The organism is Micromonospora marincola (assembly GCF_056150385.1).
On record NZ_JAXCFT010000002.1, the window covers coordinates 612377 to 637763 of the forward strand.

The window sequence follows — 25387 nt, forward strand, 5'->3', positions numbered from 1 at the left end:
GTGGAGCGAGGGGCAACACCAGGGGGCTACTTCGCTCGCGCCACCCCCGCGCCCTCCACCGCACCGGCTCCCGCTCACGCCCGTCGAGCGCGTTCCCGCAGTGGCGAGAGCAGTTCCTCCTCCCGTGGCAACAGGCTGACGCCTGTCACCTGCCGCGCGCGGTCCAACCGGTCCAGCACGGTCGGATCGTCGGTGCTGGCCGCCAACCCCACCAGCGCCTCGACCAGGTCCCGCCGGTCCGCGCCGTCGGCAGCGGCCTCGGCCGCCGCGGCGAACCACTCCGCCGCCAGCTCCCGGTCTCCCCGGTGCAACGCCACCTGACCCTCGATCAACGCGCGGAGCGCGTCCTCCGTGTGCGCGTTCCGGCCCCATCCGGGCGAGTCCCACCTCTCCCCGGCGGGCGGCCGGCGCGGACCCGGCACCGGGCTGGACGGCCACACCTCGGCCACCACCGCCAACGCCTCGTCGTCGCGCCCGTCGAGCGCGAGCGCCAGCCCGACCGAACCGATCGTCCGGCGCAGCCGCCCCGGATCACCCAACTCCACAAGCGCCGACGCCGCCCGCCGCCCCTGCTCGGCCGCCTCGGCGTAACGGCCCTCCAGCCTGGTCAGCTCCGCCAGATCGGCCCGGCCGAGCAGACGGAGCCGCTGGTCACCGCACTGCGCTGCCAACCGGTCGACGGTGGCCAGCCGCCGCCGACCACCGGCCAGCTCCCCCACGCGCACGTCGTGCCAGGTCAGGTGGTGCTGGGCAATCGCCACCTCGCGTACCCGCTGGTGTCGGGTGGCCAGCGCCAGCGCCGCCTCGGCCTGCTCCCGCGCCTCGTCGTGCGCGCCGAGCCCGCGCAGCACCGCGCAGAGCACCGACCGGGCGGACAACTCCCCGGTCACGTCGCCGATCTCGGCGAAGGTCGCAAGTGCCGCCCGGGCCGCCGGCAGTTCCTCCGGCCCCGCCCCGTGCTCGACGGCCAGCCGCGCCGCGCCGAGCAGCGCCCAGGCCCGCAACGCCTGTCGCGCGTCGGCCGTACGCGGATCGGCGAGCAGCCGGCGCAGCCACCGGCGACCGGAGACGTCCCGCCCGCGCAGCCGCCACCACCGGGGCAGCGCCGCGGCCAACAGCAGCGCGGTCCCCGGAGCCTCCTGCGCGGCGTACGCCAGCGCGGCACCGATGTCGCCGGTCGCCTCGTCGAGCAGGTGCACCGTGCCGGGCAGCTCCGCGCCGACCAGACCCGGCGCGGTACGCCGGACCAGGCCGGCGACCACCGACGCGTGTCGCAGCCGGATGCCCGCCGTCTCACCCTCCACCTCGGCCTGCTCGGCCGCGAAGTCACGGACCGCGTCCAGCAGCCGGAACCGGAACGGGCCGGTGCCCCGAACACTGAGCAGACCCAACTCGCGTAGCCGGTCCAGCAACGGGACCGCGTCCCACCGTTCGCCGCCGTCGGCGAGCAACTCCTCGGCCAACTCGACCGACCAGCGGTTGCGGAAGGCGGAGAGCCGGCGCAGCGCCCGACGCTCGGCGGGAGCGAGCAGGTGGTAGCTCGTCGCCACCGCCTCGCGCAACGTCACCGTGCCGGCGGCCGGGTCGGCGGGCTCCCAGCCGGGGCGTACACCGGCCAGGTCGAGGACCCGGTCACCGTACCGGTCCAGCAGTTCGGGGACGTCGAGGATGCGGCCCCGCGCGGCCATCAGCTCGATGGCCAGGGGCAGGCCGCCGAGGCGGCGGACCAGCGCGGCGAGCGCCGGCAGCTCCGCCGGTGCGGGTGGCGCGTGCCGAGCCTGGGTGAACCGGGCGGCGAAGAGCGCCGCGGCGGGCCAGCGGGCCAGCTCGGACCGGTCCGCCGGCTCGGCCCCGGCCGGCGGCACGTCAAGCGGCGACACCGGCCGGACCAGTTCGCCTGACAGCCGGAGCGGTCGGCGGCCGGTCACCAGCACCCGCAGCGTCGGCGCGGCGGCGGTGAGGGACCGCAGCGCCTCCGCCACCGGCCCGGGCGCCCGTTCGACGGCGTCGACGAGCAGCAGCGCCGGCCGGCCGCCGAGCCGACAGGCCAGGTCGGCCAGGCGGCTCACGCCGAACACCGCCGTCGAGGCGGCGAGCACGTCGGCGGCGTCCGAGCCCTCGCCGGCCAGCACCCCGGCCACGCCGGCCGGATGCCGGTCCGCGACGGCGTGGGCGACGGTGAGCGCGAGCGCGGTCTTCCCGACCCCGGCCAGCCCGACCAGGCTCACCACCGGATGGGCGTCGAGCAGCGCGGACACCTCGGTCACGTCGTGTTCCCGGCCGAGCAGCGGCACGGGCTGGGGCAGCGCGATCGGCGTACCCGGATCGGGGTTGGCCCCGGTCGGCTCCGAGGCCGGCGCGGTGGTCGGCGCGGTGGTCGGCGCGGGCCGGGCGGTGCTGACGAACTCCCGCCGGGTCGCGCCGGTCAGGCCGAGCGCGTCGGCGAGCAGGCCGACGGTGGTGCGTTGGGGCCGGGTCGCCCGGCCCCGCTCCAGATCGCGGACGGTCCGCACACCCACGCCGGCCCGGCTTGCCAACTCGGCCTGGGTCAGGCCGGCGCCGAGCCGGTGCCCGCGCAACAGGTCGGACAGCGGCGTCCGGCCACCCGGGCTCCGTGAACGATCATGGTCCGGAGTCATGGGCACGAAGAGTACGGATGGGATCTGACGCTCCACAGTCCAGCGTCAATGACCCGACCGTCCGACGCCGATATCCGACAGACGGCTGAGTCGAGGGTCGGTCACATGCCGAGATCGCGCGCGATGATCATGCGCTGCACCTCGCTGGTGCCCTCGCCGATCTCCAGGATCTTCGAGTCGCGCCAGAAGCGGGCGACCGGGTACTCGTTCATGAAGCCGTAGCCGCCGTGGATCTGCGTCGCCTCCCGGGCGTTGTCCACCGCGACCGTGCTGGCGTGCAACTTGGCGATCGCGGCCTGCCGCTTGAACGGCTCGCCGGCAAGCATCCGGGCGGCGGCGTCGTAGTAGGCCAGCCGGGCGATGTGCGCCTTCAGCTCCATGTCGGCGATCTTGAACTGGATCGCCTGGTAGTTGCCGATCGGCTGGCCGAACGCCTGACGCTCCTTCGCGTACCTGACCGACTCGTCGACGCAGCCCTGGGCCAGGCCGACGGCGAGCGCGGCGATGGCGATCCGCCCCTCGTCCAGGATGCGCAGGAACTGGGCGAAGCCCCGGCCGCGTGCCCCGAGCAGGTTCTCCGCCGGCACCCGGCAGTCGTCGAAGGTCAGCTCGTGGGTGTCCGAGGCGGTCCAGCCGACCTTCGAGTAGCCGGGCGCGACAGTGAAGCCGGGCGTGCCGGACGGCACGATGATCGTCGACAGCTCCTTGCTGCCGTCCGGCTTGGTGCCGGTGACCGCGGTGACCGTGACAAGCGCGGTGATGTCGGTGCCGGAGTTGGTGATGAACGCCTTCGAACCGTTGATCACCCACTCGTTCGTCGCCTCGTCGAGCACCGCCCGGGTCCGGGTGCCGCCCGCGTCCGAGCCGGTGCCCGGCTCGGTCAGCCCGAAGGCGGCGAGCGCCTCGCCGCTGAGCAGCTTCGGCAGCCACCGCTCCTTCTGCTCCTCGGTGCCGAAGCGGTGGATCGGCATCGCGCCGAGCGAAACCGCCGCCTCAAGCGTGATGGCCACGCTGGAGTCGACCCGGGCCAGTTCCTCCAGCGCCAGGCAGAGCGCGAAGTAGTCGCCGCCCATGCCGCCGTGCTCCTCGCCGAACGGCAGCCCGAACAGCCCCATCTTGCCCATCTGGCGGACGATCTCGTAGGGGAAGGTGTGCTGCTCGTAGTGCTCGCCGATCACCGGGGCGACCACCTCGCGGGCGAACTCCCGGACGCTCTCGCGCAGCGCCTCCTGCTCGTCGCTGAGCCGGTAGTCCATCTCGATCCTCCTGGAAGGGGCGGGCCGCCTGGCGCTCGTGACGCCGGGAGCGGCTGAAGCGTTAGGAGGGGCCCCCTCCTATACACCAGGCGTTAAGCGGGGCCCCTTCCTTACCGGTCAAACGGGGGTTACGCCGTGGCGGCGGTGGGAGAAGTGCCGCTCCTTGGTGCGGGCCGCGGCGAACCGGCGGACCAGCTCGGCCCGCAGCTCGTGCGGCTCGACGATCGCGTCCACCACCAGCTCGCTGGCGAGCCGGACGACGTCGATGTCGCGCTCGTACTCCTCGCGCTTCGCGGCGACGAACGCGGCCCGCTCGACCTCGTCGGCGATGGCCGCGATCTTGTTGGCGTAGACCGCGTTGACCGCTGCCTCCGCGCCCATCACCGCGATCTTCGCGGTGGGCAGCGCGATGGTGGCGTCGGGCTCGAAGCCGGGGCCGGCCATCGCGTAGAGACCCGCGCCGTACGCCTTGCGGACCACCACGCAGATCTTGGGTACGGTCGCCTCGGAGATCGCCGTGATCATCTTCGCGCCGTGCCGGATGATGCCCTGCTTCTCCACCGCGCTGCCGACCATGAAGCCGGGCACGTCGCTCAGGAACAGCAGCGGCACGTTGAACGCGTCGCAGAGCTGCACGAACCGGGTCGCCTTGTCGGCCGAGTCGACGAAGAGCACCCCGCCCTTGAACATCGAGTTGTTGCCGACCACGCCGACGACCTCGCCGTTCAGCCGGCCGAAGCCGATGGTCAGCTCCTTGGCCCAGAGCGCCTGGATCTCGAAGAAGCTGCCCTCGTCGAGCAGCCCCTTGACGTACCGGCGCATGTCGAACGCCTGCCGCTCGCTGGCCGGGACCAGCGCGGCCAGGTCGGCCTTCTCCGGCGCCGGCTTCGCCTCGGCGGCCGGCGGCGCCTGGGTCCAGTTGGCCGGAAGGTAGGAAAGGTAGGTCTTCACCACGTCCAGCGCGTCGGCCTCGGTCTTGCAGAGGAAGTGACCCACGCCGGACTCGGCGCAGTGCACCTTGGCCCCGCCCATCGCTTCCAGGGTGGTCTTCTCGCCGGTGACCATCTGGACCATCCGGTCGGAGCCGAGATACATGCTGGCGTTGCCGTCCACCATGGCCACCACGTCGCAGAACGCCGGAATGTACGCCCCGCCCGCCGCGCTCGGCCCGAACAGCGCGCAGACCTGCGGGATGGCGCCGGAGGCCCGGACCTGGTTCCAGAAGATCTTCCCGGCGCCGCGCCGGCCCGGGAAGAGGTCGACCTGGTCGGTGATCCGGGCGCCGGCGGAGTCGACCAGGTAGACCATCGGCACCTTGGTCGTGTAGGCCCGCTCGATGATCCGGATGATCTTCTCGACGGTGCGCGCGCCCCAACTGCCGGCCTTGACCGTGGAGTCGTTCGCCATCAGGCAGACCGGCCGGCCGTCGATGGTCGCGGTGCCGGTCACCACCCCGTCGGCGGGCAGTCCGTCGGCCATGGCGTTGGCGTAGAGCCCGTCCTCGACGAAGGAACCCTCGTCGACCAGGTAGGCCACGCGCTCGCGGGCGAAGAGCTTCCCCTTGGTGGCGTTGGCCGCGTGGTATTTGTCCGCACCGCCGGCACGGGCGCGCTTGCGTAGCTGCTCCAGAGCCTCACCGTCGAGCGTCACGCCGACTCCCTCACCGCCCACCGACCTGAACGATCGTTAGGCTACCTCACCCCCGCCCTCTCCGGCGACCCCGGAGGGAGCGGGGGCCGAAGGTCAAGCGGGCCGGGGAGTGAGGCGGGTACGGGGGCCGGCGTGGAGGACGCCGGACGGGAGCTTCTTGCCGACCAGGTGCTCGGCCAGTTCCGCCGCCTCGATCAGGGCGTCCAGGTCGATGCCGGTGTCGACGCCCATGTCGTGCAGCATGTGCACCGCCTCCTCGGTGGCCAGGTTGCCGCTGGCCCCGGGGGCGTAGGGACAGCCGCCCAGGCCACCGACGCTGGCGTCGAACTCGGTGATCCCCAGCTCCATCGCGGTGAGCATGTTGGCCAGGGCGGTCCCCCGGGTGTTGTGGAAGTGCAGCAGCACCGGGACGTGCGCGTTGCGGTCGCGTACCGCGGTCACCAGCTCGCGGACCCGGCGGGGCGTACCCATGCCCGTGGTGTCGCCGAAGGCCACCCGGTCCGCGCCGTCCCGGACCACCCGGTCCACGATGCCGGCCACCCGCTCCGGGTCCACGTCCCCCTCGTACGGGCAGCCGAAGCTGGTCGCCACGATCACCTCGGCCGTCGCGCCCGCGCCGTGCAGCAGGTCGATCAGCTCGGCGATGTCGTCGAGCGACTCGTCGGTCGAGCGGTTGACGTTGCGCCGGTTGTGCGTGTCGCTCGCCGACACCACCACCTCGATCTCGGTGAAGCCGGCATCAAGCGCCCGCCGCGCGCCCCGGGTGTTCGGCACCAACGCCGAGTAGCGCACCCCGTCGGCCCGCTCCGCCCGCTGCCACACCTCGTCCGCGTCGGCCATCTGCGGGATCGCCTTCGGGTGGACGAAGGAGACCGCCTCGATCCGCCGTACCCCGGTCCGGGACAGCGCGTCGAGCAGCCGTACCTTGGCGTCGGTCGGGATGGGCTCCTCGTTCTGGAGCCCGTCACGCGGCCCGACCTCCCGGATGCTCACCGACTTCGGCAGTTCCGTCATCAGGTTCACCTCTCTCGATTCGAGCGTCAGCGCATCCGGCCGACGATGCCGGTGTCGTAGTCGCCGGAGAGGAACTCCGGGTTCTCCAGCAGCTCGGCGAAGAACGGCAGGTTGTTCTTCGGCCCGGCGATCTCGAACCGGGCGACCGCCGCCCTGGCCCGCGCGACGGCCTCCTCCCGGTTGGCGCCGCCGACGATGAGCTTGGCGAGCAGGCTGTCGTAGAACGGCGTGACCGTGTTGCCCTCGACGTAGCCGGAATCCATACGTACGCCCTCGCCGGCCGGTTCCACCCAGGTCCGGATCGCGCCCGGGCCGGGCAGGAAACGCTTCGGGTCCTCGGCGTTGATCCGCAGCTCGATGGCGTGCCCGCGCGGGGTGAGCGCGTCCGGGTCGAAGGTGGGCGCCAGGCCGGCGGCCACCCGCAACTGCTCCTCGACCAGGTCGACGCCGTAGACGTACTCGGTGACCGGGTGCTCGACCTGGAGCCGGGTGTTCATCTCCAGGAAGAAGAACTCCTGCGTGGCCGGATCGAGGAGACACTCGACGGTGCCCGCGTTGCGGTAACCCACCGCCTCGCCGGCCCGGACCGCCGCCGCCAGGAACCGCTCCCGCAGCGCCGGGGAGACCGCCGGGGACGGGGACTCCTCGACCAGCTTCTGGTTGCGCCGCTGCACCGAGCACTCCCGCTCGCCGAGCGCCACCACCCGGCCGTCGGCCAGGCCGAGGATCTGCACCTCGACGTGGCGTACCCGGGGGAAGTAACGCTCGATCAGCACCGAGCCGTCGCCGAACATCCGCTCCGCGAACGCGCGGACCTTGTCGTACTCGGTGCGCAGCGCGGTCTCGTCGGCGGCCACGCCCATCCCCATGCCGCCGCCGCCCGCCGCGGCCTTGACCATCACCGGGTAGCCGATCCCCGCGGCGGCCGTGACCGCCGCGTCCAGGTCGGCCGCCGGATCGGTGGTGCCGGGTGCGACCGGGACGCCTGCCGCCGCCATCAGGTTCCTGGCGTTGATCTTGTCGCCCATCGCGGTGATCGCGTCCGCGCCGGGTCCGATCCAGATCAGGCCGGACTCCTCGACGGTACGGGCGAAGTCGGCGTTCTCCGACAGGAAGCCGTAGCCGGGGTGGATCGCCTGGGCGCCGGTGCTCCGGGCGGCGGCCAGGATCGCCTCGACGTTGCGGTAGCTCTGCGCCGGGTTGGCCGGGCCGACGCAGACCGACTCGTCGGCCTCGGTCACGAACGGCAGGTCGGCGTCGGCCTCCGAGTGCACCGCGATCGCCCGCACTCCCAACCGCCGAGCGGTGCGGATGACGCGGCGCGCGATCTCCCCACGGTTGGCCACCAGCAGCGAATCAAACATGTTCGGCAAGGAAGGGCCCCTTCTTAACGCCTGAGGTATAGCCGGGGCCCCTTCTTAACATGCGTTAAGGCGTACGCGGCGTGTCAGGTGGGGTCGGTGGGCGCGAGCAGGGCTGCCAGGGCCGCGCCGCGCAGCAGCTCCGCCCGGCGCCGTCGGTCCACCTCGCCGCCGAGGAACGGGGTGGAGTTCATCAGGCCGAACGCGGCGTGGGCGAGCACCCGGGCGGCGCCGTCCGGCAGCCCCGGGTGCAGCGCGGTAAGCACGGTGACCCACTCCTCGACGTACATCCGCTGGAGCCGGCGGATGCGGCGACGCGGCTCGTCCGGGAGGCGGTCCAGCTCGTGCAGGTGCAGCGCGATCACCGCCGGGTTGGCAAGCGCGAACTCGACGTGGAAGTCGATAAGTGACTCGAGCGCGACGCGCGCGTCGTCCGGGTGGCCGGCGGCGCGTTCCTTGCCACCGGCGAGCAGGCCCTCGCTGACCGGGATCAGCGCGGCGGCGAGCATCGCCTCTTTCCCGGCGAAGTGATGGTAGAGCGCCGGGCCGGTGACGCCGGCGGCTGCGCCGATGTCGTCCATCGACACGCCGTGATAGCCCCGCGCCGCGAAGAGGCCGACCGCGATCTCCAGGATCTCGTCCCGCCGGGACCGGCGCCGGGCCGCGCCCGCCGCACCCCGTGCCTGCTGTTCCACCGCCACCGGGCCAGCCTAGACCTCGCGTCCCGGACGAGGCAGCCATGGTTACCCGCCGGTTGCGTCACGTCCGCCCGTCCGGTGTCCGGCGATCATGAGGTTGGCGGGGACAAACCGGACGGACCTCGCCGCCAACCTCATGATCGTCAGGCGTGGGGCGGGGCTGGAGGCTCGAAGCCGGCCAGTCGGACCGCCAGCCGCTGCCGAGCCGGGGGCAGCACGGAAACCGTCCGCAGCAGCAGGTCACGCAGGGGACGCAGGGCCGGCGGGGCGGCGGCGAGCCGGGTGAGGCCGGCGGCGAACCCGAGCACCTCCTCAGCCCGTGGGCGGCGGTCGGCCGCGTACCCGTCGAGGGCCTGCGGGCCGGCGGCGAGCGCGTCGCCGAGGGCGACCGCGTCCCGTAGCCCGAGGTTCATCCCCTGCCCGCCGGCCGGGCTGTGCACGTGCGCCGCGTCGCCGGCGAGCAGCACCGGGCCGGCCCGGTAGCTGCTGGCGATCCGGTGGTGGATCCGGAACCGCGACCCCCATGCCATCCCGGTGACCCGGTCCGGCCGCCGGGCCGGGCCGCGTTCGTCGAGCAACGCCTGGAAGTGCCGCGCCTGCGGCTCCCGTGGCGCGTCGGCCACGGTCGCGACCAGCCGGACCGTGCCGTCGGGCAGCGGCGCCCAGATCAGCGGCCCGCTCCGGGACAGGAAGAGGCTCACCTGGTCGCGGGGAAGCGCGCTGTCCACCCGGACGTCGGCGAGCAGGAACGACTCGCCGGGGTCGGCCGGGCCGCCGAAACCGATGCCGGCCAGCTCGCGGACCCGGCTGTGCATCCCGTCCGCGCCGATCACCCAGCGGGCCCGGACCTCGCCGCCACCGGCGAACCGGGCGGTGGCGCCGCCGCCGTCGAGGTCGAGGCCGGTCAGCTCGTACGGCCGCAGCACCCGCCCGCCGAGCGCGGTGAGGCGGTCGGTGAGCACCGTCTCGGTCTCGGCCTGCGAGATGAGAAGCGCGTACGGGTAGCGGGACGGCAATCTGTCGAACGGGACGGTGACGAGCAGCCGGTCCCGGTCGCGGACGCAGAACCGGGCCGAGTGCAGCCCTCGGGCGGCCAGCGGGTCGGCGACCCCGATCCGGTCCAGCACCTCGAGCGTGCCGGCGTGCACGACCGCGGCGCGCGAGGTGACAGGCGGCTCGGTGAGCCGGTCGACCACTGTGGTGGCCACGCCGTGCCCGGCCAGGGTGGCGGCCACGGCGAGACCGGTCGGCCCGGCGCCCACCACGAGGACGTCCGTGTGTTCGGGAAGCATCGCTTCGCCTCCATTTATGTCAACATCCGTTTGCCAACGCTTGTTGACTTAACCCTAGAACGCATGTCAACACTTGTTGGCCTACAGTCGTGGACATGACCGAAACGGGCTCCCGTACCCGCCGCTCGGACGCCACCCGGGCGGCCATCCTGCGCGCCGCCCGGGCCCGCTTCGCGGCCGACGGCTACGAACGGGCCACCATCCGGGCCATCGCCGCCGACGCCCGGATCGACCCGTCCATGGTGATGCGCTACTACGGCAGCAAGGAGGGGTTGTTCGCCGCCGCCGCCGAGTTCGACCTGCACCTGCCCGAACTGACACAGGTGCCGCCGGAGCGGCTCGGCGAGACACTCGCCCGACACTTCCTGCGCCGCTGGGAAGCCGACGGCACGCTCGTCGCCCTGCTCCGGGCCGCCAGCACCAACCCCGGCGCGGCCGAGCGGATGCGCGACATCTTCGCCGGCCAACTCGTCGCGGCGGTCACCCGCTCCGGCGCCGATCCGGCGACCGCCGCCCGCCGGGCCGGCCTGGTGGCCAGCCAGATCCTCGGCCTGGCCCTCACCCGGTACGTGATCCGGCTGCCACCCGTGATCGACCTGGACCCCGAGGAACTGGTCGAATGGGTCGGCCCGACGATCCAGCGCTATCTGACCCAACCTTTCACCCCGTCCCGGGCGTCTGCCGGGTGACGGAGGGAGACGCTGGATGGGGCGCACCGTGGACCACGGGCGAGCGGACTACCTCGCCTTCGTCGAGGCGCACCAGCACCGGCTGCTACGCGCCGCGTACCTGGTCTGCGGCAACCGGCACCAGGCCGAGGACCTGCTCCAGGACGCGCTGCTGAAACTGGCCCTCCGCTGGCCCGCCGTGCGTGACGGCGACCCGGCCGCGTACGTGCGCGCCATCCTCTACCGCGACGCGGTCTCCTGGTGGCGGCGCCGGCGGCGGGAACGGCTCAGCGCGTACCCGCCGGACCGGGCGGGCGCGGAGGCCGACGACGCGCTGCGGCTCACCGTCCGCGCCGCGCTCGACCGGCTGCCGCCGCGCCAGCGGGCGGTCCTGGTGCTGCGCTACTTCGAGGACCTGACCGAGGTGGCCACCGCCGACGCGCTCGGCGTCACCGTGGGCACCGTGAAGAGCCAGAGCCACGCGGCGCTACGCCGGCTCCGGGAAGTGGCGCCCGAACTCGGCGGCGCCGACGACGGCCTGGTCACCGGGATGGAGGCGAACCCGTGAACGAAACCGAGCTGGCCCGGCTGCTGACCCGGGCGGCCGAGGATGTCCGGCCGACCCTTCCGGCCGAAGCCGGCTGGGAACGGGCCCGCCGGGTCCGCCGCGCCCGCCGGGCCGCCGGTGCCGCCGCCCTGGCCGTCGCCCTGATCGCCGGCGGTACGGCGGCGCTCCCGCACCGCACCGGCCCGCCCGCCCCGGCCCACCCGGTGACACACCCGGACCCGAGCGCGTCGCCGGTGCGGCAGCCCCCGCTGGTGCTCGACCAGATCGACGATCCGCTGGGCCGGCTCGGCGACCGGGTCGCCGCGCCGCTCTCCGCCCGACCGGTCGGCCGGGCCCTGGCGCTTCGCCAACCGGTCGATCCGGAGACCGGCGAGGCCGGCCCGATCCGGGTGCTCGGAGACGACGGGCTGGTCCGGGAACTCGACGTGGTGACGCTCGCCGCCACCCGGGACGCCAGCGGCAACGAGGCCGCGCCGCTCAAGCCGGGCAGCCTGTCGCCGGACGGTCGGACCGCCGCGTTCGCGCAGACCGGCGACGTGGTCGTGGTCGACCTGACCGACGCCTCGGTCCGCCACTATCCGCTCGCCGGCTATCTCGAACACGTCGTCTGGGCCGGCGACCGGCTGCTCGTCGGCGACAACGACAACACGTACGAGCTGGACCGGCGCACCGGGACGGCGCGGAAGCTGCCGGTCGACCCGTGGGGACTCGTCGTGCCCGCGCCGATCCACCCCGGCGACCTGCTCGCCCTCGGCGGCGCGGAGGACGGCCTGTCCGTACGCCGCTTCCCGGCGGCCGGCGGTACGCCGGACCGGCGGACGGTGACAAGCGGTGAGCTGCCCCCCGGTTACCGGCTGGACGAGGTCTACGGGCGGGGCTGGCAGCGCGGCGACCGGATCGCCCAGGCGGGATGGACCACCACCGGCAGCATGGGCGGGGCCGAGGGCGTGGCCGTGGTGGACGCCCGCACCGGAGCGGTGACCCGCCTGCTCGACCTGGGCCGTGAGGACCGGGCGAAGGCCTGCTGCGAGGTGCTCGGGTGGTCGGCCGACGGTGCGGTGCTGTTCCGCTCCGACCCCGCCGGGCTGGCCCGCTGGCGACCGGAGACCGGTGAGGTCGACCTGGTGGCCCGCGACGTGACCGGCCCGGTGTCGCTGCCCGCCCACTGACCGGCCGGCCCCGGACGTGTCGTGAGGGGCCGGCCGGGGCGCTCAGCGGGTCAGGCCGCCGGGCTGGTCGCCCTTGACGACGGGCGCCCGGACCAGGTTGCCCCACTCGGTCCACGAGCCGTCGTAGTTGCGCACCTGCGGGTAGCCGAGCAGGTGGTGCAGCACGAACCAGGTGTGGCTGGACCGCTCACCGATCCGGCAGTAGGCCACCACGTCGTCGGCCGGGCTCAACCCGAGCTGGTCGGCGTAGATGGCGCGCAGCTCGTCGGCCGACTTGAACGTGCCGTCGTCGTTGGCGGCGGACTTCCACGGCTTGCTCACCGCGCCCGGGATGTGCCCGCCGCGCAGCGCGCCCTCCTGCGGGTAGTCCGGCATGTGCAGCATCTCGCCGGTGTACTCGCCGGGCGAGCGCACGTCGACGAGCGGCCGGCCGGCCGCCACGTGCGCCATCACCTGCTCGCGGTAGGCCCGGATCGGCGCATCGTTGCGCTCCGGCACCGGGTAGTCGGCGCGCGGGCGGCTCACCCGGTCCCGGGTCAGCTCCCGCCCCTCGGCGACCCACTTCTGCCGGCCGCCGTCGAGCAACCGCACGTCGGCGTGGCCGAAGAGGGAGAAGACCCAGAGGGCGTACGCGGCCCACCAGTTGAAGTTGTCGCCGTAGAAGACGACCGTGTCGCCACGGCCGATGCCCTTGGCCGCGCACAGCTCGGCGAAACTCGCGGCGTCCAGGTAGTCGCGGGTGACCTGGTCGTTCAGCTCGGTGTGCCAGTCGACCTTGACGGCGCCGGGGAGGTGGCCGGTGTCGTAGAGGAGCACGTCCTCGTCGGACTCGACCACCACGAGGCCCTCGTCGCCCAGGTGCTCGGCCAGCCACTCGGTGGTGACCAGGCGCTGCGGGTCGGCGTACGACTGGAGGTGGGGATGCGGATCGCTCGGCACAGGCATGATCCCCAAGGTACGCCGGAACGCCGGTGCGCGGCGGCGGTCAGGCGCGCCCGACGCGGTCGCCGTCGACCAGGACGCCAGCCCGGGGCGGGACTCGTCGTCGAGGGTGAGCCGCAGCAGGTCCGCGACGTGGACGGTGCGCACCCGCTCAGTCGGCGCTTACCGGGCCGAGCACCGGCCGCTTGGCGGTGACGAAGTCGCCGGAGGAGCGGCCGGTCAGCCGGCGTTTGATCCACGGCGCCAGATGCTGGCCGGCCCACCGCAGGTCGGCGGCGCGGGCGGCCAGCCACGGGGTGGGCGCGGGATGCGGCGGCACCAGCAGCCACTCCTCCTCGCAGCCGACACCGAGCGCGGCGAGGACCTGCGCGGCCACCCGCCGGTGCCCGGCCGCCGACAGGTGCAGCCGGTCGGTGCTCCAGAGCATCGGGTTGAGGTATGCCTCGTCGGAGTAGAGGTCGACCAGGATCGCCCCGTGCCGCTCGGCGACCTCGCCGACCACCCGGTTGAGCAGCGTCACCCGGGGGGCCACCAGCCGCTGGCCGGGCAGCCGGGCCATCACGTCGGCGAACCGGAACAGCACCACGTCGCCGCCACCGGCGCGCAGCCGTTCGACCACCTTGTCGAAGCGCGGGACGAAGACGTCCGGGTCGAAGCTGCGCCGCAGCACGTCGTTGCCGCCGGCCGCGAACGTGACCAGGTCGGGTCGCATGGCGACCGCGGCCGGCACCTGTTCGGCCACGATGTTCGGGAACAGACGGCCCCGGATGGCCAGGTTGGCGTAGCCGAAGTCGGGGCCCGCCTCGGCGGCGAGCCGGGTGGCGACCAGATCGGCCCAGCCCCGGTAGCTGCCGTCCGGATACGCGTCGTCCATACCCTCGGTGAAGCTGTCGCCCACCGCCACGAAGCTGCGCCAACGCACGGCGTCTCCCCCTCCGACGTCCCGGCAGAAGTGCGTCGCTCAGTCTGTCACCGCCCGGGCCGGTCCCGCCGCCCCCGGGGCCGGACGTGGCGGACGTCTCGGCGTCCTGTTCCGGACAGCCCCGTGCGGACGGACAAACCCCCCGGGCCGTGCGAGCGGGGCAGAATCCGTCGGCCGGACCGGGGATGATGTCAGCCGTCATCCGGTCGGGCGCGACCCGGCCGGTCCCGCGTACGCACGAGCGAGGATCCACATGACGCAGGGGCACCCACAGGCGCCAGGTTGGCCGGCGTACCCGCCACCACCAGCGCCACCGCGGTCCCGCCGGAAACTCTGGATCGGGCTCGCGGCCGGCGCGCTCGCGCTTGCGGTCTGCGCCGGCGCGCTCGTCGGCGTCGGTCTGGGCCTGCGCGGCGGCGACGACGAGAGCCCGGCCCGCCGGGCCGCCGCCGCGGCGAACGGCGTCACGGTCACCGACGCCGACCTGGCCGCCCTGCTCGACCGGCACGGCAAGGCGCTGGCGGCCGGCGACCTGAACGGCTACCTGGCCGCGTTCGACCCGGCCCGCGGGGACCTGGTCGCCGGGCAGACGCGCCTGTTCCGCAACCTGGCCAAGCTGCCCCTGTCGGTGGCCCGCTACGAGACCGTCGAGAAGCAGGGCCGCGCCAGCGACGCCTTCGGGCAGGGCGTCACCTTCCAGCTCGATGTCTCCTTCGTGCACCAGTTCGACGGCTTCGACGCGGCCCCGGTCACCGAGTGGTACCGCTGGACGATCGTCCGCGCAGCCCGGGACGCGCCGATCCGGGTCACCGCGGTCACCGGCGCGCCGGCCGCCGCCGACGGCAGCTCGAAGACGGTCTACTACCCCGGCCCGTGGGACAGGTGGCCGGAGATCCACGTCGAACGGACACCGCACGCCCTGCTCATCGCCGACGCCGGCCGCGCCGCGGTGGCGAAGCGGTACGCCCCGACCGCCGAGGCCGCGATCGCCCACGACCTGGCCGTGTGGCGGGCCGGCGGGCTGCCCGGCCCGGTCCCGGACGGCTTCGTCCTCGCGCTCGCCAAGGGCAAGGACGAGATGGGCTCGCTCTACCGGATCGGCACCGGCAGTGCCACCGAGGCGGGCTTCTCGCTGGGCCTGGTGGCGGCCGAACGCAAAGACGGTGCGGTCACCATCGGCGGCACCCGGGTGGTGGTGGACACCGCCGAGAAATACTTCACCCGCTCCGGCGGCGGCAACGACGCCGGCATGGTGTTCCGGCACGAGGTGGCGCACTCGCTGATGACGCCCCGGACGAGGCTGACCGAGGTGGACGCGCTCACCGGCCTCGACGAGTGGGTGGTCGAGGGCTTCGCGGAATACGTCGCCTTCCACGGCCGACCGTTGAGCGCCAGCGAGCGCACCGCGCCGGCCCGGCGGCTCGTCCGGAACGGGTGGGACGGCACGCTGCCGGACAACGGCGAGTGGGACAACCCGGACCTGGTCGGCTTCCACTACTGGCTCGGGCACACCGCGATGAACCACCTGGCCGAGCGGTACGGCGAGCCGAAGCTGTTCCGCTTCGTCGACGCCGTCTACCGGGGCACGCCGACCGACCGCGCCGCCCGGGACGTGCTTGGCGTGTCGCTCGACGAGTTCCAGGCCGGCTGGGCCACAGACGTCCGGGCGCAGGCGCGCTGAGCGGGATCGGAGACGACGGATGACGTACCGACAACAGCAGCCGCCACCCGCGTACCCCCCGGTGGGTTGGCCCGGTCCGGTCGGCGCGCCGCCGACGGCGCCCCGCAGGCGCGGGCGCCTCGCGCTGCTCGCCGCCGGTGGCCTGGTGGCCGTGCTGGCGGTCGCCGCCGGCACCGCCTACGGCGTGTCCCGGCTGGTCGGCGGCGGCGGCGGTGACGGGCCTGCGCTGCGCACCGCCTGGGTGCTCGACTTCCCGGAGCGGCAGCGCAACGGCCTGAAGACGTTCGACGGGCAGGACATGTTCGGGGCCTGGCTGGTCGGCGACACGGTGGTCCGGGCCCAGCCCGACGGCGTCATCGCCTACCGGCTCGGCGACGGCGGGCAGGCGTGGGGGCTGCCCGCGCCCCCGGGCAGCTCGCTCTGCGGCGCCGCCCAGGCGCTGGCCGAGGGGCGTGGCGTGGTCGCGCTCGGCTCCGCCGACGCCTGCGACACGCTCGTCGAGTTCGACGCCGCCACCGGCGTCCAGTCCTGGCGGGCGACGTTCCCCGCCGAACGCCGCGAGGGCCGCGACACGCTCGCCGCGCCGGACCTGTCGGTGGCCGGTGGGCAGGTGGTCGTCCGCGCCGACCAGCGCGTCCTCGGCTACTCGCTTACCGACGGCAGGCGACGGTGGCAGACCGACGCCGACCGGCTGCTGCCCGGCCGGGACTGCCGGCTCTCCGACACGTCTGCCGCCGGCGAGCGGGCCGTGGTCACCGCGCGCTGTGACGGCGACCGGGGCGCGCTGCTCGGCCTGGACCCGGCCACCGGCACGGTGCGCTGGCAGCAGCGGCTGCCCACCGCGAGCGCCGGCGTGCTCAGCGTCGACCCGCTTGTCAGCCTGCCCGGTCTGAACGACGCGACGTTCGCCGCCCGGGACGCCGCCGGCAAGGCGCGGGCCACGTTCGGCAACCCCGTCGACGGTACGCGTTTCAGCGACCTGCCGGTCAACCGCTCCAACTCGGTCGAGGGGCCGGCGGTGCGGCCCTACCTGGCCGACGCCGACACGCTCTACCTGCCCACCGAGGCGGCGAACGTGCCGGGGAAGATGCGCCAGGCCAACCAGGTGGTGGCGATCGACCTGGCGACCGGGAAGCGGCGCTGGGTCTCGGCCGGGCACACCGACAGCGAGGTCGCGCTGATCCGCGTCGACGAGGCGGGACTGCTCGCCTGGGAGGTCGGCGACCGGCGGGATCTCGCGCCGCGACTGGTCCGGATCGACCGGGCCTCCGGGACGGTGTCGGTGCTGGCCGAGGGCCCGCGGTCGGCCGGCACCGAGGGCAGTGGGGCGACGGTGCTGGAACGGGACGGGACGGTGGTGCTGGTGCCGTGGAAGCATGTCAGCGCGGATGCCGCGATCACCGTGCTGCGCTGACCGATCGCGGGCGGGCCACCTCCCGGTGACCCGCCCATGGCCGATCGTCAGTCGACGACCTGAAGGATCTGCTGGTCCCTCAACGTCGCCGGCTCCCGGCTCTCGCTGATCTTGCGGTCGTCCGCGCCGATCAGCACGAGCACGTTGTGGTCGCCGGCACTCACCCGGGCCACCAGCCTGCCGTCGGCCCCGAACCATGCCTGGAGCAGCTTCCGGCCGCCGAGCGGCAGGTCGACCTGCCGGCCGGTGCGGGTGTCGATCACCGCGTTCGCGTCGAGTTCCCGCGCCACGTCACCGCCCGGCTCGTCCGGCTGGCGCAGCAGAAGCGCCAGCCGGGACCCGTCCGGGGAGATGCTCGCGACGTCGAAGGACGAGGGGGCGCCCGGCACACCCACGCCGGGGATCAGTTTCTCCGCCGTGCCGTCCGGCCGGTTCACCGCCACCCGGCCCTCCCCGTCCGCGTAGGCGAGGACCTTGCCGTCGGCCGACCACAGCGGGTGGCAGCCCTCAATCTCGGCGATCGGGGTGTACTTGCCCGTGTTCAGTTCGACGACACCCTTCTCCCGCGTCACATCCGGTTCCGTCGACAGAACGACCGAGACCGTGAGCCGGCGGGAGTCCGGCGACCACACCGGCGTCCAGCAGTCCTGTTCCACCTGACGGTGGCCGCCAGGCGTGATTGTCCGGGGGTTGCCACCGTCGACGTCGGCCACCCGGAGGTTGTCGTCCGGGTCGACCCAGGCGACGCGCCTGCCGTCAGGTGAGACGGCAGCGTTGAGGATCGCGGTGAGACGGGGAAGCTTCGCCAGCCGGGTCGGCGGCGAGCCGGGCTCGAAGGACCAGAGGTAACCGGCGGCCGACGTGTCGTCGTCGGACGACGCCGGGCCGTAGAAGAGCCGCCCGACCATGGCCGCGGCCGGGCCGCCACCGGTGACGGTGCTCGGGCTGGCGCTCGGTGTGCGGGACGGCTCCACGCTCGGCGTGGGGTTGACCTGAGGTGGCGGGCTGGTCACCGACGGGCCGGCGGGCGCGGGCGCCTGACTGTCCGGCCGGATCGCGAGCGCGGTCCCGGTGGCGACGGCGAGCACCGCCAGCGCGGCGGCGGAGGTGACGACGGCCCGCTGAATGCCGAGCCGGCGGGAGGTACGCAGGGCCCGGTCCCGCAGGTCGACCGGGTTCACCTCGTCGGCCAGGTCGGCCAGGTCGAGGCGCAGGCGCTCCTGGTTCATCGGGCGGATCCTTCCGTGACGTACAGGTCGGCGAGTTCCGGGGCGACGGCGCGCAACTTGCTCAGCGCCTTCGAGGTCTGACTCTTGACCGTGCCGACGGTGACGCCGAGCATCTCCGCCGCCTCGGCCTCGCTGCGGTCCTCGAAGAACCGCAGCACCAGGACGGCCCGCTGCTTGGCGGAGAGCCGGGCCAGCGCGGCCCGGAGGGTGAGCCGCAGCGTGATCTGCTGGGCGTGGTCGGTGCCCGAGCCGCCTCCGCGCGACTCGGGCAGGTCGCCCGGCATCGACTCACCCACCCGGCGGCGTCGCCACCAGGAGACCTGCAGGTGATAGATGATCTTGCGGGTGTACGCCTCCGCGTTGCCACTGTCGTGCAGCCGGCTCCAGGACCGGTGCGTCCGGGCCAGGGCGGACTGGACGAGATCCTCGGCCAGGTGCTGGTCACCGGTGAGCAGGTAGGCAGAGCGCAGGAGCGCCGGTGTGCGGGTGCGCACGAACGAGTCGAACTCACTCAGGAGAGGGTCCACACGAGCCGATCCTTCGGGTCAGTGGTGCGACAGTTGATGCCCTCCAGACGCCACCTCGCCGCTCGATGGTTGCCGTCGGCGGGCGTCGACTCTTTCAGCAGTCGAACACCGACCAGCAGATATCGTTGCGCAACCGCTGATCGTCGAGGACCAGCTCGCGGACCGACGCCGGGAGCCGGTCACGCTGCCACCGGCACTCCGCGCGCCCCGCCGTGTCGCCCCGGCCGTCCGGCGCCGCCGCCCGTACCGCCTTGATGGCGTACGCGGCAGCGCCCAGTTCGTGCGCGGCGACGTGGGCGACCGCCCCGGCCTGGCCGGCGGCGTACGCGGCATGGCGCGCCGCCCCACGCAGGTCCCGGGCCGCGCCCATGGCGTGGCCGCCCGCCGCGCGGGACACCATCATCGTGACCTCGCCCCGCACCCAGGCCCGGATATGTTCGATCGCCTCGCGCGGACGCCTGTCGTCGGGCCGGACCGCCTCGAACAGGCCGAGGACGTGCTCCGCGCAGTCGGCGGCCCAGAGCGCGAGCAGGCGGTGGTCGTCGTCGGTCAACGTCCCGCCGCGACGGATCGTCACGAAGCGGGGATCCCGAACCTTCGGCAGGATCACCTGTCTGCCTCCACGCCCGCGGCCGGCGCCCGCCGCAGGGCATCGTCCAGAGCGCTCATCAACCGGGCGACCCGGCTGCTGCCACCGGTCACCGGCGGATAGCGGCGGAGCAAGTCGACGAGCGCCGGGCTGGCACGCCGCCGCGAACGGTCCAGCAGAGCGTCACCGACCGCCGGGTCACCGCCGGCCGTCAACTCCCCGATCCGCGCCGCGCTCGCGGCGGCCCGCAGGATGTGACCGACCTGGCTGGCCTGGGCGAGAGGATGCAGATAGGCCGCGGCGGCGGCGTCACCGGCGGATCGCGCGGCCAGGCGCGCCGCCTCCGAAGGCGCGGACCGGGCCGCCCGGTGCGCGTCGATCGCCGCGACCCGTTGCAGCTTCGTCCGGTCGGCGCCGTCGACGAACGTCCGGGCCGCGTCGATCGCCGCGCGGGGGCGCGGATCGTCGGATACGGCCTGCTCGAAGACCGGCAGGACGTCCTCCGCGTGCTCGACCACGTAACGCGCCACGACGCGCAGCTCGTCCATGGTCAGGTCGAAGTCACCTGATACGAGTTGCCTGCGCGCTGCCACGTCGAGGAATCGTATCTGCGAAACCCCTCTGCCCGGCGGTCAGCCCCGCTCGCCCACACCGCGCCGGTACGGGCCCCAGCCGACGAACCTGTCGAACAGGTCCCGTGGCGTCGGGCCGTCCTGCGGGTTGAGCCGGAACAGGTCGTGCGTGGCCTCGTGATAGAGCCCGGACAGGTAGACGGCCAGGTCGACGGGGCGGTCGGCGTACTCGGCCGTGAGCAGCAGCCGGGCCTGGGCGCAGGGCCACGGCGAGCCGCAGGCACGACACAGCCACAGCGGCCGGATCGGCAGGTGCGCGACATGGTCCGGCGGGTAGGCGCGCGGCCGGTCCGGAAACGGCCCGAGCCGGGGTACGGGGAGACTCATGCGTGACAGTCTGGTGAGAGCACCACTACGCTCGGAAGTCGTCGAGGTCGGCCCGGGAGCGGATCGGGAAACCGGCGGGCGACCGAGGAGGCCAAGTGGAGAACGAGCCGACCGCCGAGCTGATCCGCGCCCAACTGCGGCGGCTGCGACTCAAGGCCGAGCTGAGCCAGGAGGAGTTCGGGAAGCTTGTGCACTTCTCCAACTCGCAGGTGTCGGCGGTCGAGCTGGGCCAGCGACCGCTGGACCGGTTCTTCCTGAAGCGGGCCGACGAGGTGCTGGGCACCGGCGGGCTGTTGACGTCGCTGCTCAAGCTCGCCGAGCGGGACGGCCAGCCGAGTTGGTTCCGCCCGTGGCTGGAAGCCGAACGCCAAGCCCAACAGTTGCGCTGTTACCAGCCGAGCCTCATCCCCGGCCTGTTGCAGACCGAGAACTACGCCCGGGCGATGATTCACACCGATGACATGCTCACCGTCGAAGAAGGTGATCGACGCCTGGCGGTCCGGCTCGACCGGCAGTCAGTGCTCACCCGCCCCGATCCGCCCAAGTTCATCGCGGTGATTGAGGAAGCGGTGCTGCGACGGGCGGATGAATCCTTCCGTGGATTGATGAGCCAACAGGTCGCGCACCTCATCGACGCGAGCGGACTGCCCCACGTCGCCGTCCATGTGATTCCATCCGACGTCAGCCTGCACATCGGACTCACCGGACCATTCACACTCGCTCGTGGTGGCGACGGGGGCTGGATCGGCTACCTGGAGAACCAGCTCGGGGGAACGGTGATCGACAACGATGAACGTGTGGCTATCCTGCTGTCCAGGTGGGAGAGCGTCCGGAGTGAGGCACTGTCCCGCCGCCAGTCGATCGAGCTGATGAAGGAAGTGGTCGGGTCATGGAACTGACCGGCGCTATCTGGCACAAGTCCACCCGTAGCGGCCAAAGTGAGTGCGTCGAGGTGGCGGGCAACCTGGTCGGCGTGGTCGGAGTCCGCGACAGCAAGGACCCGGCCGGACCGGTCCTCACCTTCACCCCCGACTCCTGGCGCGCCTTCATCCGGGTCAGCGGGAGTGGCGCGCCGCGCTGATCAGCACCGTGTGCTTGCGTACCCGGAAGGCGCCCTCCGCCTTGATGCGGGCCTGGACCACGTCACGGGCGGCCGACTCCTGCGCGGCGGTGAGTGGCCCGACCATGCTGGCGACGTAGGCGAGGACCGGCTCGGCGGTGGGCACCGCCAGGTAGTCGGGGTAACGCTCGACCGCCACGTCGGTGAAGTGGGCCGCGACCCCGGGCCGGCGTCGTCTCGGCGGTGACGGCCCCGAATCACCGCGCGTGCATGCATAATGAATGCATGGTTGCCCTGCAGATCCGAGACGTGCCGGAAGACGTTCGGAACATGCTCGCCGCCGAGGCCAAGGCGCGCGGCCAGTCGCTCCAGGCATATCTGCTGGAGTTGGTGGAGACCCAGGCCCGACGGCTGCGCAACGCCGCCATCCTGGACGGCTTCGGCGGGCGGTCGGACGGCACCAGGTCATTGCCCGGGGAGAGCGCGGCCGACGTGGCAGACGAGCGCGGTCAGCGCGGAAGCTGGGGCGACGCTGCATGATCGTGGTGGACGCGTCCGCCCTTGCCGACGCCCTCGTGGACGACGGCCCGATGGGTGACGCCGCCCGGTCCGAGTTGATCGCCGACCCGCACTGGGCATCCCCCGGTCACCTGCTGATCGAGGTCATGTCGGTCATCAGGGGCAAGGCCCTGGGGCGAAAGCTGGGCGCCGCACGCGCGCAGGAGGCGGTCGATGCCCTGCAATGGCTGGTCATCGACGAGATCCCGACCGCCACTCTCATCGAGCGGATGTGGCAGCTCCGCGCAAACGTCTCCGCCTACGACGCGGCGTACGTCGCGGCAGCGGAGATGGCGGCATGCCCCCTGGTGACAGGTGACGCCCGACTCGCCAAGGTGGTCGGTGTCCGATGTGAGATCCGCCTGATCGGTCAGAGATAGAGGCAGAACGGGTGACCGACCGGGTCGAGGTGCACCCGCACGTCGTCCTGGGGCTGGTAGTCGGCCACCGTGGCACCGAGCGACACCGCGAACGCCGAGGCCGCGTCGAGGTCGTCCACCTTGATGTCGAGGTGGAGCATCATCGGCGGGTCCCCCGGCCCGGCCGGCCACACCGGACGCACGTACGCCGGCTCGTCCTGGAACGCCAGCGTGGCACCGCCGTCCGGCGGGGCCAGCACCACCCAGTCGTGCTCGTCCTCGCGTCGCGGCCAGTCGAGCAGCCGCTCGTAGAAGGCTGCCAGATCCTGGGCGGACGGCGCGTCGAGCACGGTGGACGTCAACGAGAGCCGCGGTCGATGTTCCATCCGACCTTCATACCCCGCGACGGCCGAAACGGATCGCCCGCCCGCCGTTGGTCGCCGTACGCTGCGGCCATGCTGCTTCGCATGTCGACCCTGCTGCTCCGGACCCTGCGCGAGGACCCGGCCGACGCGGAGGTGCCGAGCCATCGGCTGCTCCTGCGCGCCGGCTACGTACGCCGGGCCGCGCCGGGCGGCTACACCTGGCTGCCGCTGGGCAAGCTGGTGCTGGACCGGATCACCGCGATCGTCCGGGACGAGATGGCCGCGATCGGCGACCAGGAGGTGCACTTCCCGGCGCTGCTCCCGGCCGAGCCCTACCGGACCAGCGGGCGGTGGACCGAATACGGCGACGACATCTTCACCCTCGCCGACCGCAAGGGCGCCGAGCACCTGCTCGCGCCGACCCACGAGGAGCTGGCCGCGCTGCTGGTGAAGGATCTGTTCACGTCGTACCGGGACTTTCCGGTGACGCTGTTCCAGATCCAGACGAAGTTCCGCGACGAGGCGCGTCCCCGGGCCGGCCTGCTGCGCGGGCGCGAGTTCCTGATGAAGGACGCATACTCCTTCGACCTGGACCCGGCCGGGCTCCAGCAGGCGTACGACCGGCACCGCGCGGCCTACCAGCGCATCTTCCGGAAGCTCGGATTGGACTTCACCGTGGTGCGCGCGACGTCCGGGGCGATGGGCGGCTCCGCGTCCGAGGAGTTCCTGGCCGCCACGCCGGTCGGCGAGGACACCTACGTCGGCTGCACGACCTGCGACTACGCCGCGAACACCGAGGCGGTGGTGACCCGCGCGCCGGCCGCCGGCGACCCGGACGCGCACCCGGCCACGGAGGTGCACGACACCCCGGAGACGCCTACCATCGCGTCCCTCGTCGACGTCGCGAACGCCCGCGCGCTCGCCGGCCGCACCCGCTGGACCGCCGCCGACACGTTGAAGAACGTGGTGCTGGCCGTACGCCGGCCCGGCGCCGCGCAGGCCGAGCTGCTGGTGATCGGCCTGCCGGGCGACCGCGAGGTGGACCTGAAGCGGGTCGAGGCGGTGCTGGCCCCGGCCTCCGTGGCTGTCTTCGACGACTGGGCCGCGCATCCGGAGCTGGTCCGCGGCTACCTCGGGCCGCAGATCCTGGCCAAGCACGGCATCCGCTACCTGGTCGACCCCCGCGTGGTCACCGGCACCACGTGGCTGACCGGGGCCAATGAGCCGGGCCGGCACGCCACCGACGTGGTGTGCGGGCGCGACTTCGTCCCCGACGGCACGATCGAGGCGGCCGGCGTGCGCCCCGGCGACCCCTGTTCGGCCTGCGGTGACGGCGAGCTGACCATGCGGCGGGGCATCGAGGTGGGGCACATCTTCCAGCTCGGCCGCCGCTACACCGACGCGTTCGCGGTCGACGTGCTCGGCCCCGAGGGCAAACCGGTCCGGCCGACCATGGGCTGCTACGGCATCGGCGTGTCCCGGGCGGTCGCCGCCGTCGCCGAACAGCACCACGACGATCGGGGACTGCTCTGGCCGGCCGAGGTCGCGCCGTGCGACGTACACCTGGTGTCCGCCGGGAAGGGGGCGCAGCTCGACGCGGCGCTTGAGCTCGGCGGACGGCTCGCCGCCGCCGGCCTGCGGGTGCTCGTCGACGACCGCACCCACGTCTCCGCCGGGGTGAAGTTCACCGACGCCGAGCTGATCGGCATCCCGCGCGCCGTCGTGGTCGGCCGCCGCCTGGCCGACGGGTACGTGGAACTGCGCGACCGGGCCACCGGCGAGCGGACCGACCTGCCGGTGGAGGGCGTCGTGGAGCGTCTGCTCGACGAGGTGGGCGCGACACGCCGCGACGCGGTGTAACGAACGCGCCACCGGGTACCGCAGAAGGATCGACCGAGGCGTTTTCGGAGGCTCCTATGTACCGCGTCAGTGACGTGATGACCAAGCAGGTGGTCTACCTCCCGGCGGAGACCCCGCTGGACGAGGCGGCCCGGGTGATGAAGGAGTCGGACATCGGCGACGTGGTGGTGACCGACGGCGCCACGCTCGCCGGTGTGCTGACCGACCGTGACATCGTGGTGCGGGCGGTGGCCGAGCGCGCCGACCCGGGCACCACCACGATCGGGTCGATCATCACCCGTGAGGTCGTCATGATCGAGCAGCACTGCACCGCGAGCGAGGCCGCCGCGTTGATGCGCGAGCGCAACATCCGGCGTGTGCTGGTCTGCGACAACGAGCGGAAGTTGGTCGGCATCATCTCCCTCGGCGACCTGGCCACACAGCCCACCCTCAGTTCGTGAAAGGCGGGGGCCCTTCTTAACGCCTGCGGTAGAGGCGGGGCCCCCGCTTAACACCCCGCCCGCCCGCACGGGACACGGCGGATAGCCTCGACGCCAACGCGACTGACCGGTGAAGGGGATTCTCTTACTTCTGCCGCGTGTGCCGGGATGCTGTCCAGCTATCGGTC

General features: G+C 73.2%; 27 protein-coding genes. 11 read left to right on the forward strand and 16 right to left on the reverse strand.

Annotated features, from left to right (window positions below):
• Positions 1 to 74 precede the first annotated feature (74 nt).
• The 7 genes from SM450_RS07435 to SM450_RS07465 all read right to left on the reverse strand — a co-directional run bounded on the left by SM450_RS07435 (position 75) and on the right by SM450_RS07465 (position 9910).
• Positions 75 to 2639: an ATP-binding protein gene (locus tag SM450_RS07435; RefSeq protein ID WP_474618906.1), complete on the reverse strand. Its 2565-nt coding sequence runs from the start codon at positions 2637 to 2639 to the stop codon at positions 75 to 77.
• 101 nt (positions 2640 to 2740) lie between these two features.
• Positions 2741 to 3895 carry an acyl-CoA dehydrogenase family protein gene (locus SM450_RS07440; protein WP_474618907.1) on the reverse strand — a complete coding sequence of 385 codons (1155 nt, stop codon included), beginning with the start codon at positions 3893 to 3895 and terminating at the stop codon, positions 2741 to 2743.
• Positions 3896 to 4012: 117 nt separating this feature from the next.
• Positions 4013 to 5545 (reverse strand): acyl-CoA carboxylase subunit beta, encoded by a 1533-nt coding sequence (locus SM450_RS07445; RefSeq protein WP_474618908.1) that lies wholly within the window; start codon positions 5543 to 5545, stop codon positions 4013 to 4015.
• Between the two features lie 93 nt (positions 5546 to 5638).
• Positions 5639 to 6559: a hydroxymethylglutaryl-CoA lyase gene (locus SM450_RS07450; RefSeq protein ID WP_474618909.1), complete on the reverse strand. Its 921-nt coding sequence runs from the start codon at positions 6557 to 6559 to the stop codon at positions 5639 to 5641.
• Between the two features lie 26 nt (positions 6560 to 6585).
• Positions 6586 to 7923 carry an acetyl-CoA carboxylase biotin carboxylase subunit gene (locus tag SM450_RS07455; RefSeq protein ID WP_474618910.1) on the reverse strand — a complete coding sequence of 446 codons (1338 nt, stop codon included), beginning with the start codon at positions 7921 to 7923 and terminating at the stop codon, positions 6586 to 6588.
• A gap of 83 nt (positions 7924 to 8006) precedes the next feature.
• Positions 8007 to 8621 (reverse strand): TetR/AcrR family transcriptional regulator, encoded by a 615-nt coding sequence (locus SM450_RS07460; protein WP_474618911.1) that lies wholly within the window; start codon positions 8619 to 8621, stop codon positions 8007 to 8009.
• A 140-nt stretch (positions 8622 to 8761) separates the two neighbouring features.
• Complete coding sequence (locus tag SM450_RS07465) at positions 8762 to 9910, reverse strand: FAD-dependent monooxygenase (RefSeq protein WP_474618912.1); 1149 nt, start codon at positions 9908 to 9910, stop codon at positions 8762 to 8764.
• Between the two features lie 95 nt (positions 9911 to 10005).
• On the opposite strand from SM450_RS07465, the gene SM450_RS07470 reads away from it, so the two are divergent.
• From SM450_RS07470 to SM450_RS07480, 3 genes are read left to right on the forward strand one after another with little or no spacing between them, the layout of a single operon-like run.
• Positions 10006 to 10599, forward strand: coding sequence for a TetR/AcrR family transcriptional regulator (locus SM450_RS07470; protein WP_474618913.1), 594 nt, complete (start codon positions 10006 to 10008; stop codon positions 10597 to 10599).
• 16 nt (positions 10600 to 10615) lie between these two features.
• Complete coding sequence (locus SM450_RS07475; protein ID WP_474618914.1) at positions 10616 to 11146, forward strand: SigE family RNA polymerase sigma factor; 531 nt, start codon at positions 10616 to 10618, stop codon at positions 11144 to 11146.
• The gene (locus SM450_RS07480) at positions 11143 to 12315 is read left to right on the forward strand and encodes a hypothetical protein (RefSeq protein WP_474618915.1); all 1173 of its coding nucleotides are present in this window, start codon (positions 11143 to 11145) and stop codon (positions 12313 to 12315) included. The genes SM450_RS07475 and SM450_RS07480 overlap by 4 nt, the downstream gene beginning before the upstream one ends.
• Before the next feature lie 42 nt (positions 12316 to 12357).
• Here SM450_RS07480 and SM450_RS07485 read toward each other — a convergent pair whose 3' ends face one another.
• Together SM450_RS07485 and SM450_RS07490 are read right to left on the reverse strand one after the other, a co-directional pair.
• Positions 12358 to 13260, reverse strand: a complete 903-nt coding sequence (locus SM450_RS07485; RefSeq protein WP_474619046.1) for a sulfurtransferase — start codon at positions 13258 to 13260, stop codon at positions 12358 to 12360.
• Positions 13261 to 13408: 148 nt separating this feature from the next.
• Positions 13409 to 14179, reverse strand: a complete 771-nt coding sequence (locus SM450_RS07490) for an SGNH/GDSL hydrolase family protein (protein WP_474618916.1) — start codon at positions 14177 to 14179, stop codon at positions 13409 to 13411.
• Between the two features lie 253 nt (positions 14180 to 14432).
• On the opposite strand from SM450_RS07490, the gene SM450_RS07495 reads away from it, so the two are divergent.
• A complete protein-coding gene (locus tag SM450_RS07495; RefSeq protein ID WP_474618917.1) occupies positions 14433 to 15860 on the forward strand; it encodes a hypothetical protein in 1428 nt (475 codons plus the stop codon).
• A gap of 19 nt (positions 15861 to 15879) precedes the next feature.
• The gene (locus SM450_RS07500) at positions 15880 to 17274 is read left to right on the forward strand and encodes a PQQ-binding-like beta-propeller repeat protein (RefSeq protein WP_474618918.1); all 1395 of its coding nucleotides are present in this window, start codon (positions 15880 to 15882) and stop codon (positions 17272 to 17274) included.
• A 47-nt stretch (positions 17275 to 17321) separates the two neighbouring features.
• On the opposite strand, the gene SM450_RS07505 is transcribed toward SM450_RS07500, so the two are convergent.
• The 5 genes from SM450_RS07505 to SM450_RS07525 form a co-directional block, all read right to left on the reverse strand.
• Positions 17322 to 18503 (reverse strand): hypothetical protein, encoded by a 1182-nt coding sequence (locus SM450_RS07505; protein ID WP_474618919.1) that lies wholly within the window; start codon positions 18501 to 18503, stop codon positions 17322 to 17324.
• Complete coding sequence (locus SM450_RS07510) at positions 18500 to 19030, reverse strand: SigE family RNA polymerase sigma factor (protein WP_474618920.1); 531 nt, start codon at positions 19028 to 19030, stop codon at positions 18500 to 18502. The genes SM450_RS07505 and SM450_RS07510 overlap by 4 nt, the downstream gene beginning before the upstream one ends.
• Before the next feature lie 94 nt (positions 19031 to 19124).
• On the reverse strand, positions 19125 to 19640 hold the full coding sequence (locus tag SM450_RS07515) for a putative immunity protein (RefSeq protein WP_474618921.1): 516 nt from the start codon (positions 19638 to 19640) through the stop codon (positions 19125 to 19127).
• Complete coding sequence (locus SM450_RS07520) at positions 19637 to 20212, reverse strand: putative immunity protein (RefSeq protein ID WP_474618922.1); 576 nt, start codon at positions 20210 to 20212, stop codon at positions 19637 to 19639. Before SM450_RS07520 ends, SM450_RS07515 begins: the two co-directional genes overlap by 4 nt.
• 39 nt (positions 20213 to 20251) lie before the next feature.
• The gene (locus tag SM450_RS07525) at positions 20252 to 20578 is read right to left on the reverse strand and encodes a hypothetical protein (protein ID WP_474618923.1); all 327 of its coding nucleotides are present in this window, start codon (positions 20576 to 20578) and stop codon (positions 20252 to 20254) included.
• Positions 20579 to 20673: 95 nt separating this feature from the next.
• Between SM450_RS07525 and SM450_RS07530 the strand changes: the two genes are divergently transcribed.
• Both SM450_RS07530 and SM450_RS07535 read left to right on the forward strand, forming a co-directional pair.
• A complete protein-coding gene (locus SM450_RS07530) occupies positions 20674 to 21477 on the forward strand; it encodes a helix-turn-helix domain-containing protein (protein ID WP_474618924.1) in 804 nt (267 codons plus the stop codon).
• Positions 21468 to 21659, forward strand: coding sequence for a DUF397 domain-containing protein (locus tag SM450_RS07535; protein ID WP_474618925.1), 192 nt, complete (start codon positions 21468 to 21470; stop codon positions 21657 to 21659). Before SM450_RS07530 ends, SM450_RS07535 begins: the two co-directional genes overlap by 10 nt.
• Here the strand turns inward: SM450_RS07535 and SM450_RS07540 are convergent.
• Positions 21634 to 21837, reverse strand: coding sequence for a hypothetical protein (locus tag SM450_RS07540; protein ID WP_474618926.1), 204 nt, complete (start codon positions 21835 to 21837; stop codon positions 21634 to 21636). The genes SM450_RS07535 and SM450_RS07540 overlap by 26 nt on opposite strands.
• Before the next feature lie 86 nt (positions 21838 to 21923).
• Between SM450_RS07540 and SM450_RS07545 the strand changes: the two genes are divergently transcribed.
• The gene (locus tag SM450_RS07545; RefSeq protein WP_474618927.1) at positions 21924 to 22178 is read left to right on the forward strand and encodes a FitA-like ribbon-helix-helix domain-containing protein; all 255 of its coding nucleotides are present in this window, start codon (positions 21924 to 21926) and stop codon (positions 22176 to 22178) included.
• Positions 22160 to 22576, forward strand: a complete 417-nt coding sequence (locus SM450_RS07550; RefSeq protein ID WP_474619047.1) for a type II toxin-antitoxin system VapC family toxin — start codon at positions 22160 to 22162, stop codon at positions 22574 to 22576. Before SM450_RS07545 ends, SM450_RS07550 begins: the two co-directional genes overlap by 19 nt.
• Here the strand turns inward: SM450_RS07550 and SM450_RS07555 are convergent.
• On the reverse strand, positions 22567 to 22941 hold the full coding sequence (locus SM450_RS07555) for a VOC family protein (RefSeq protein WP_474618928.1): 375 nt from the start codon (positions 22939 to 22941) through the stop codon (positions 22567 to 22569). The genes SM450_RS07550 and SM450_RS07555 overlap by 10 nt on opposite strands.
• A gap of 69 nt (positions 22942 to 23010) precedes the next feature.
• On the opposite strand from SM450_RS07555, the gene SM450_RS07560 reads away from it, so the two are divergent.
• A complete protein-coding gene (locus tag SM450_RS07560; RefSeq protein ID WP_474618929.1) occupies positions 23011 to 24780 on the forward strand; it encodes a proline--tRNA ligase in 1770 nt (589 codons plus the stop codon).
• Between the two features lie 56 nt (positions 24781 to 24836).
• Positions 24837 to 25220, forward strand: a complete 384-nt coding sequence (locus SM450_RS07565) for a CBS domain-containing protein (RefSeq protein WP_474618930.1) — start codon at positions 24837 to 24839, stop codon at positions 25218 to 25220.
• The last annotated feature ends 167 nt before the right edge of the window (positions 25221 to 25387 follow it).

What these genes read in the sequence shown, in the direction of transcription:
- SM450_RS07485 (WP_474619046.1), bottom strand. Translation starts at nt 13,260, where the DNA reads ATGCCTGTGCCGAGCGATCCGCATCCCCACCTCCAGTCGTACGCCGAC.
- SM450_RS07465 (WP_474618912.1), bottom strand. Translation starts at nt 9,910, where the DNA reads ATGCTTCCCGAACACACGGACGTCCTCGTGGTGGGCGCCGGGCCGACC.
- SM450_RS07555 (WP_474618928.1), bottom strand. Translation starts at nt 22,941, where the DNA reads ATGGAACATCGACCGCGGCTCTCGTTGACGTCCACCGTGCTCGACGCG.
- SM450_RS07560 (WP_474618929.1), top strand. Translation starts at nt 23,011, where the DNA reads ATGCTGCTTCGCATGTCGACCCTGCTGCTCCGGACCCTGCGCGAGGAC.
- SM450_RS07535 (WP_474618925.1), top strand. Translation starts at nt 21,468, where the DNA reads ATGGAACTGACCGGCGCTATCTGGCACAAGTCCACCCGTAGCGGCCAA.
- SM450_RS07450 (WP_474618909.1), bottom strand. Translation starts at nt 6,559, where the DNA reads ATGACGGAACTGCCGAAGTCGGTGAGCATCCGGGAGGTCGGGCCGCGT.
- SM450_RS07505 (WP_474618919.1), bottom strand. Translation starts at nt 18,503, where the DNA reads ATGAACCAGGAGCGCCTGCGCCTCGACCTGGCCGACCTGGCCGACGAG.
- SM450_RS07455 (WP_474618910.1), bottom strand. Translation starts at nt 7,923, where the DNA reads ATGTTTGATTCGCTGCTGGTGGCCAACCGTGGGGAGATCGCGCGCCGC.
- SM450_RS07545 (WP_474618927.1), top strand. Translation starts at nt 21,924, where the DNA reads ATGGTTGCCCTGCAGATCCGAGACGTGCCGGAAGACGTTCGGAACATG.
- SM450_RS07440 (WP_474618907.1), bottom strand. Translation starts at nt 3,895, where the DNA reads ATGGACTACCGGCTCAGCGACGAGCAGGAGGCGCTGCGCGAGAGCGTC.
- SM450_RS07495 (WP_474618917.1), top strand. Translation starts at nt 14,433, where the DNA reads ATGACGCAGGGGCACCCACAGGCGCCAGGTTGGCCGGCGTACCCGCCA.
- SM450_RS07565 (WP_474618930.1), top strand. Translation starts at nt 24,837, where the DNA reads ATGTACCGCGTCAGTGACGTGATGACCAAGCAGGTGGTCTACCTCCCG.
- SM450_RS07435 (WP_474618906.1), bottom strand. Translation starts at nt 2,639, where the DNA reads ATGACTCCGGACCATGATCGTTCACGGAGCCCGGGTGGCCGGACGCCG.
- SM450_RS07525 (WP_474618923.1), bottom strand. Translation starts at nt 20,578, where the DNA reads ATGAGTCTCCCCGTACCCCGGCTCGGGCCGTTTCCGGACCGGCCGCGC.
- SM450_RS07475 (WP_474618914.1), top strand. Translation starts at nt 10,616, where the DNA reads ATGGGGCGCACCGTGGACCACGGGCGAGCGGACTACCTCGCCTTCGTC.
- SM450_RS07470 (WP_474618913.1), top strand. Translation starts at nt 10,006, where the DNA reads ATGACCGAAACGGGCTCCCGTACCCGCCGCTCGGACGCCACCCGGGCG.
- SM450_RS07500 (WP_474618918.1), top strand. Translation starts at nt 15,880, where the DNA reads ATGACGTACCGACAACAGCAGCCGCCACCCGCGTACCCCCCGGTGGGT.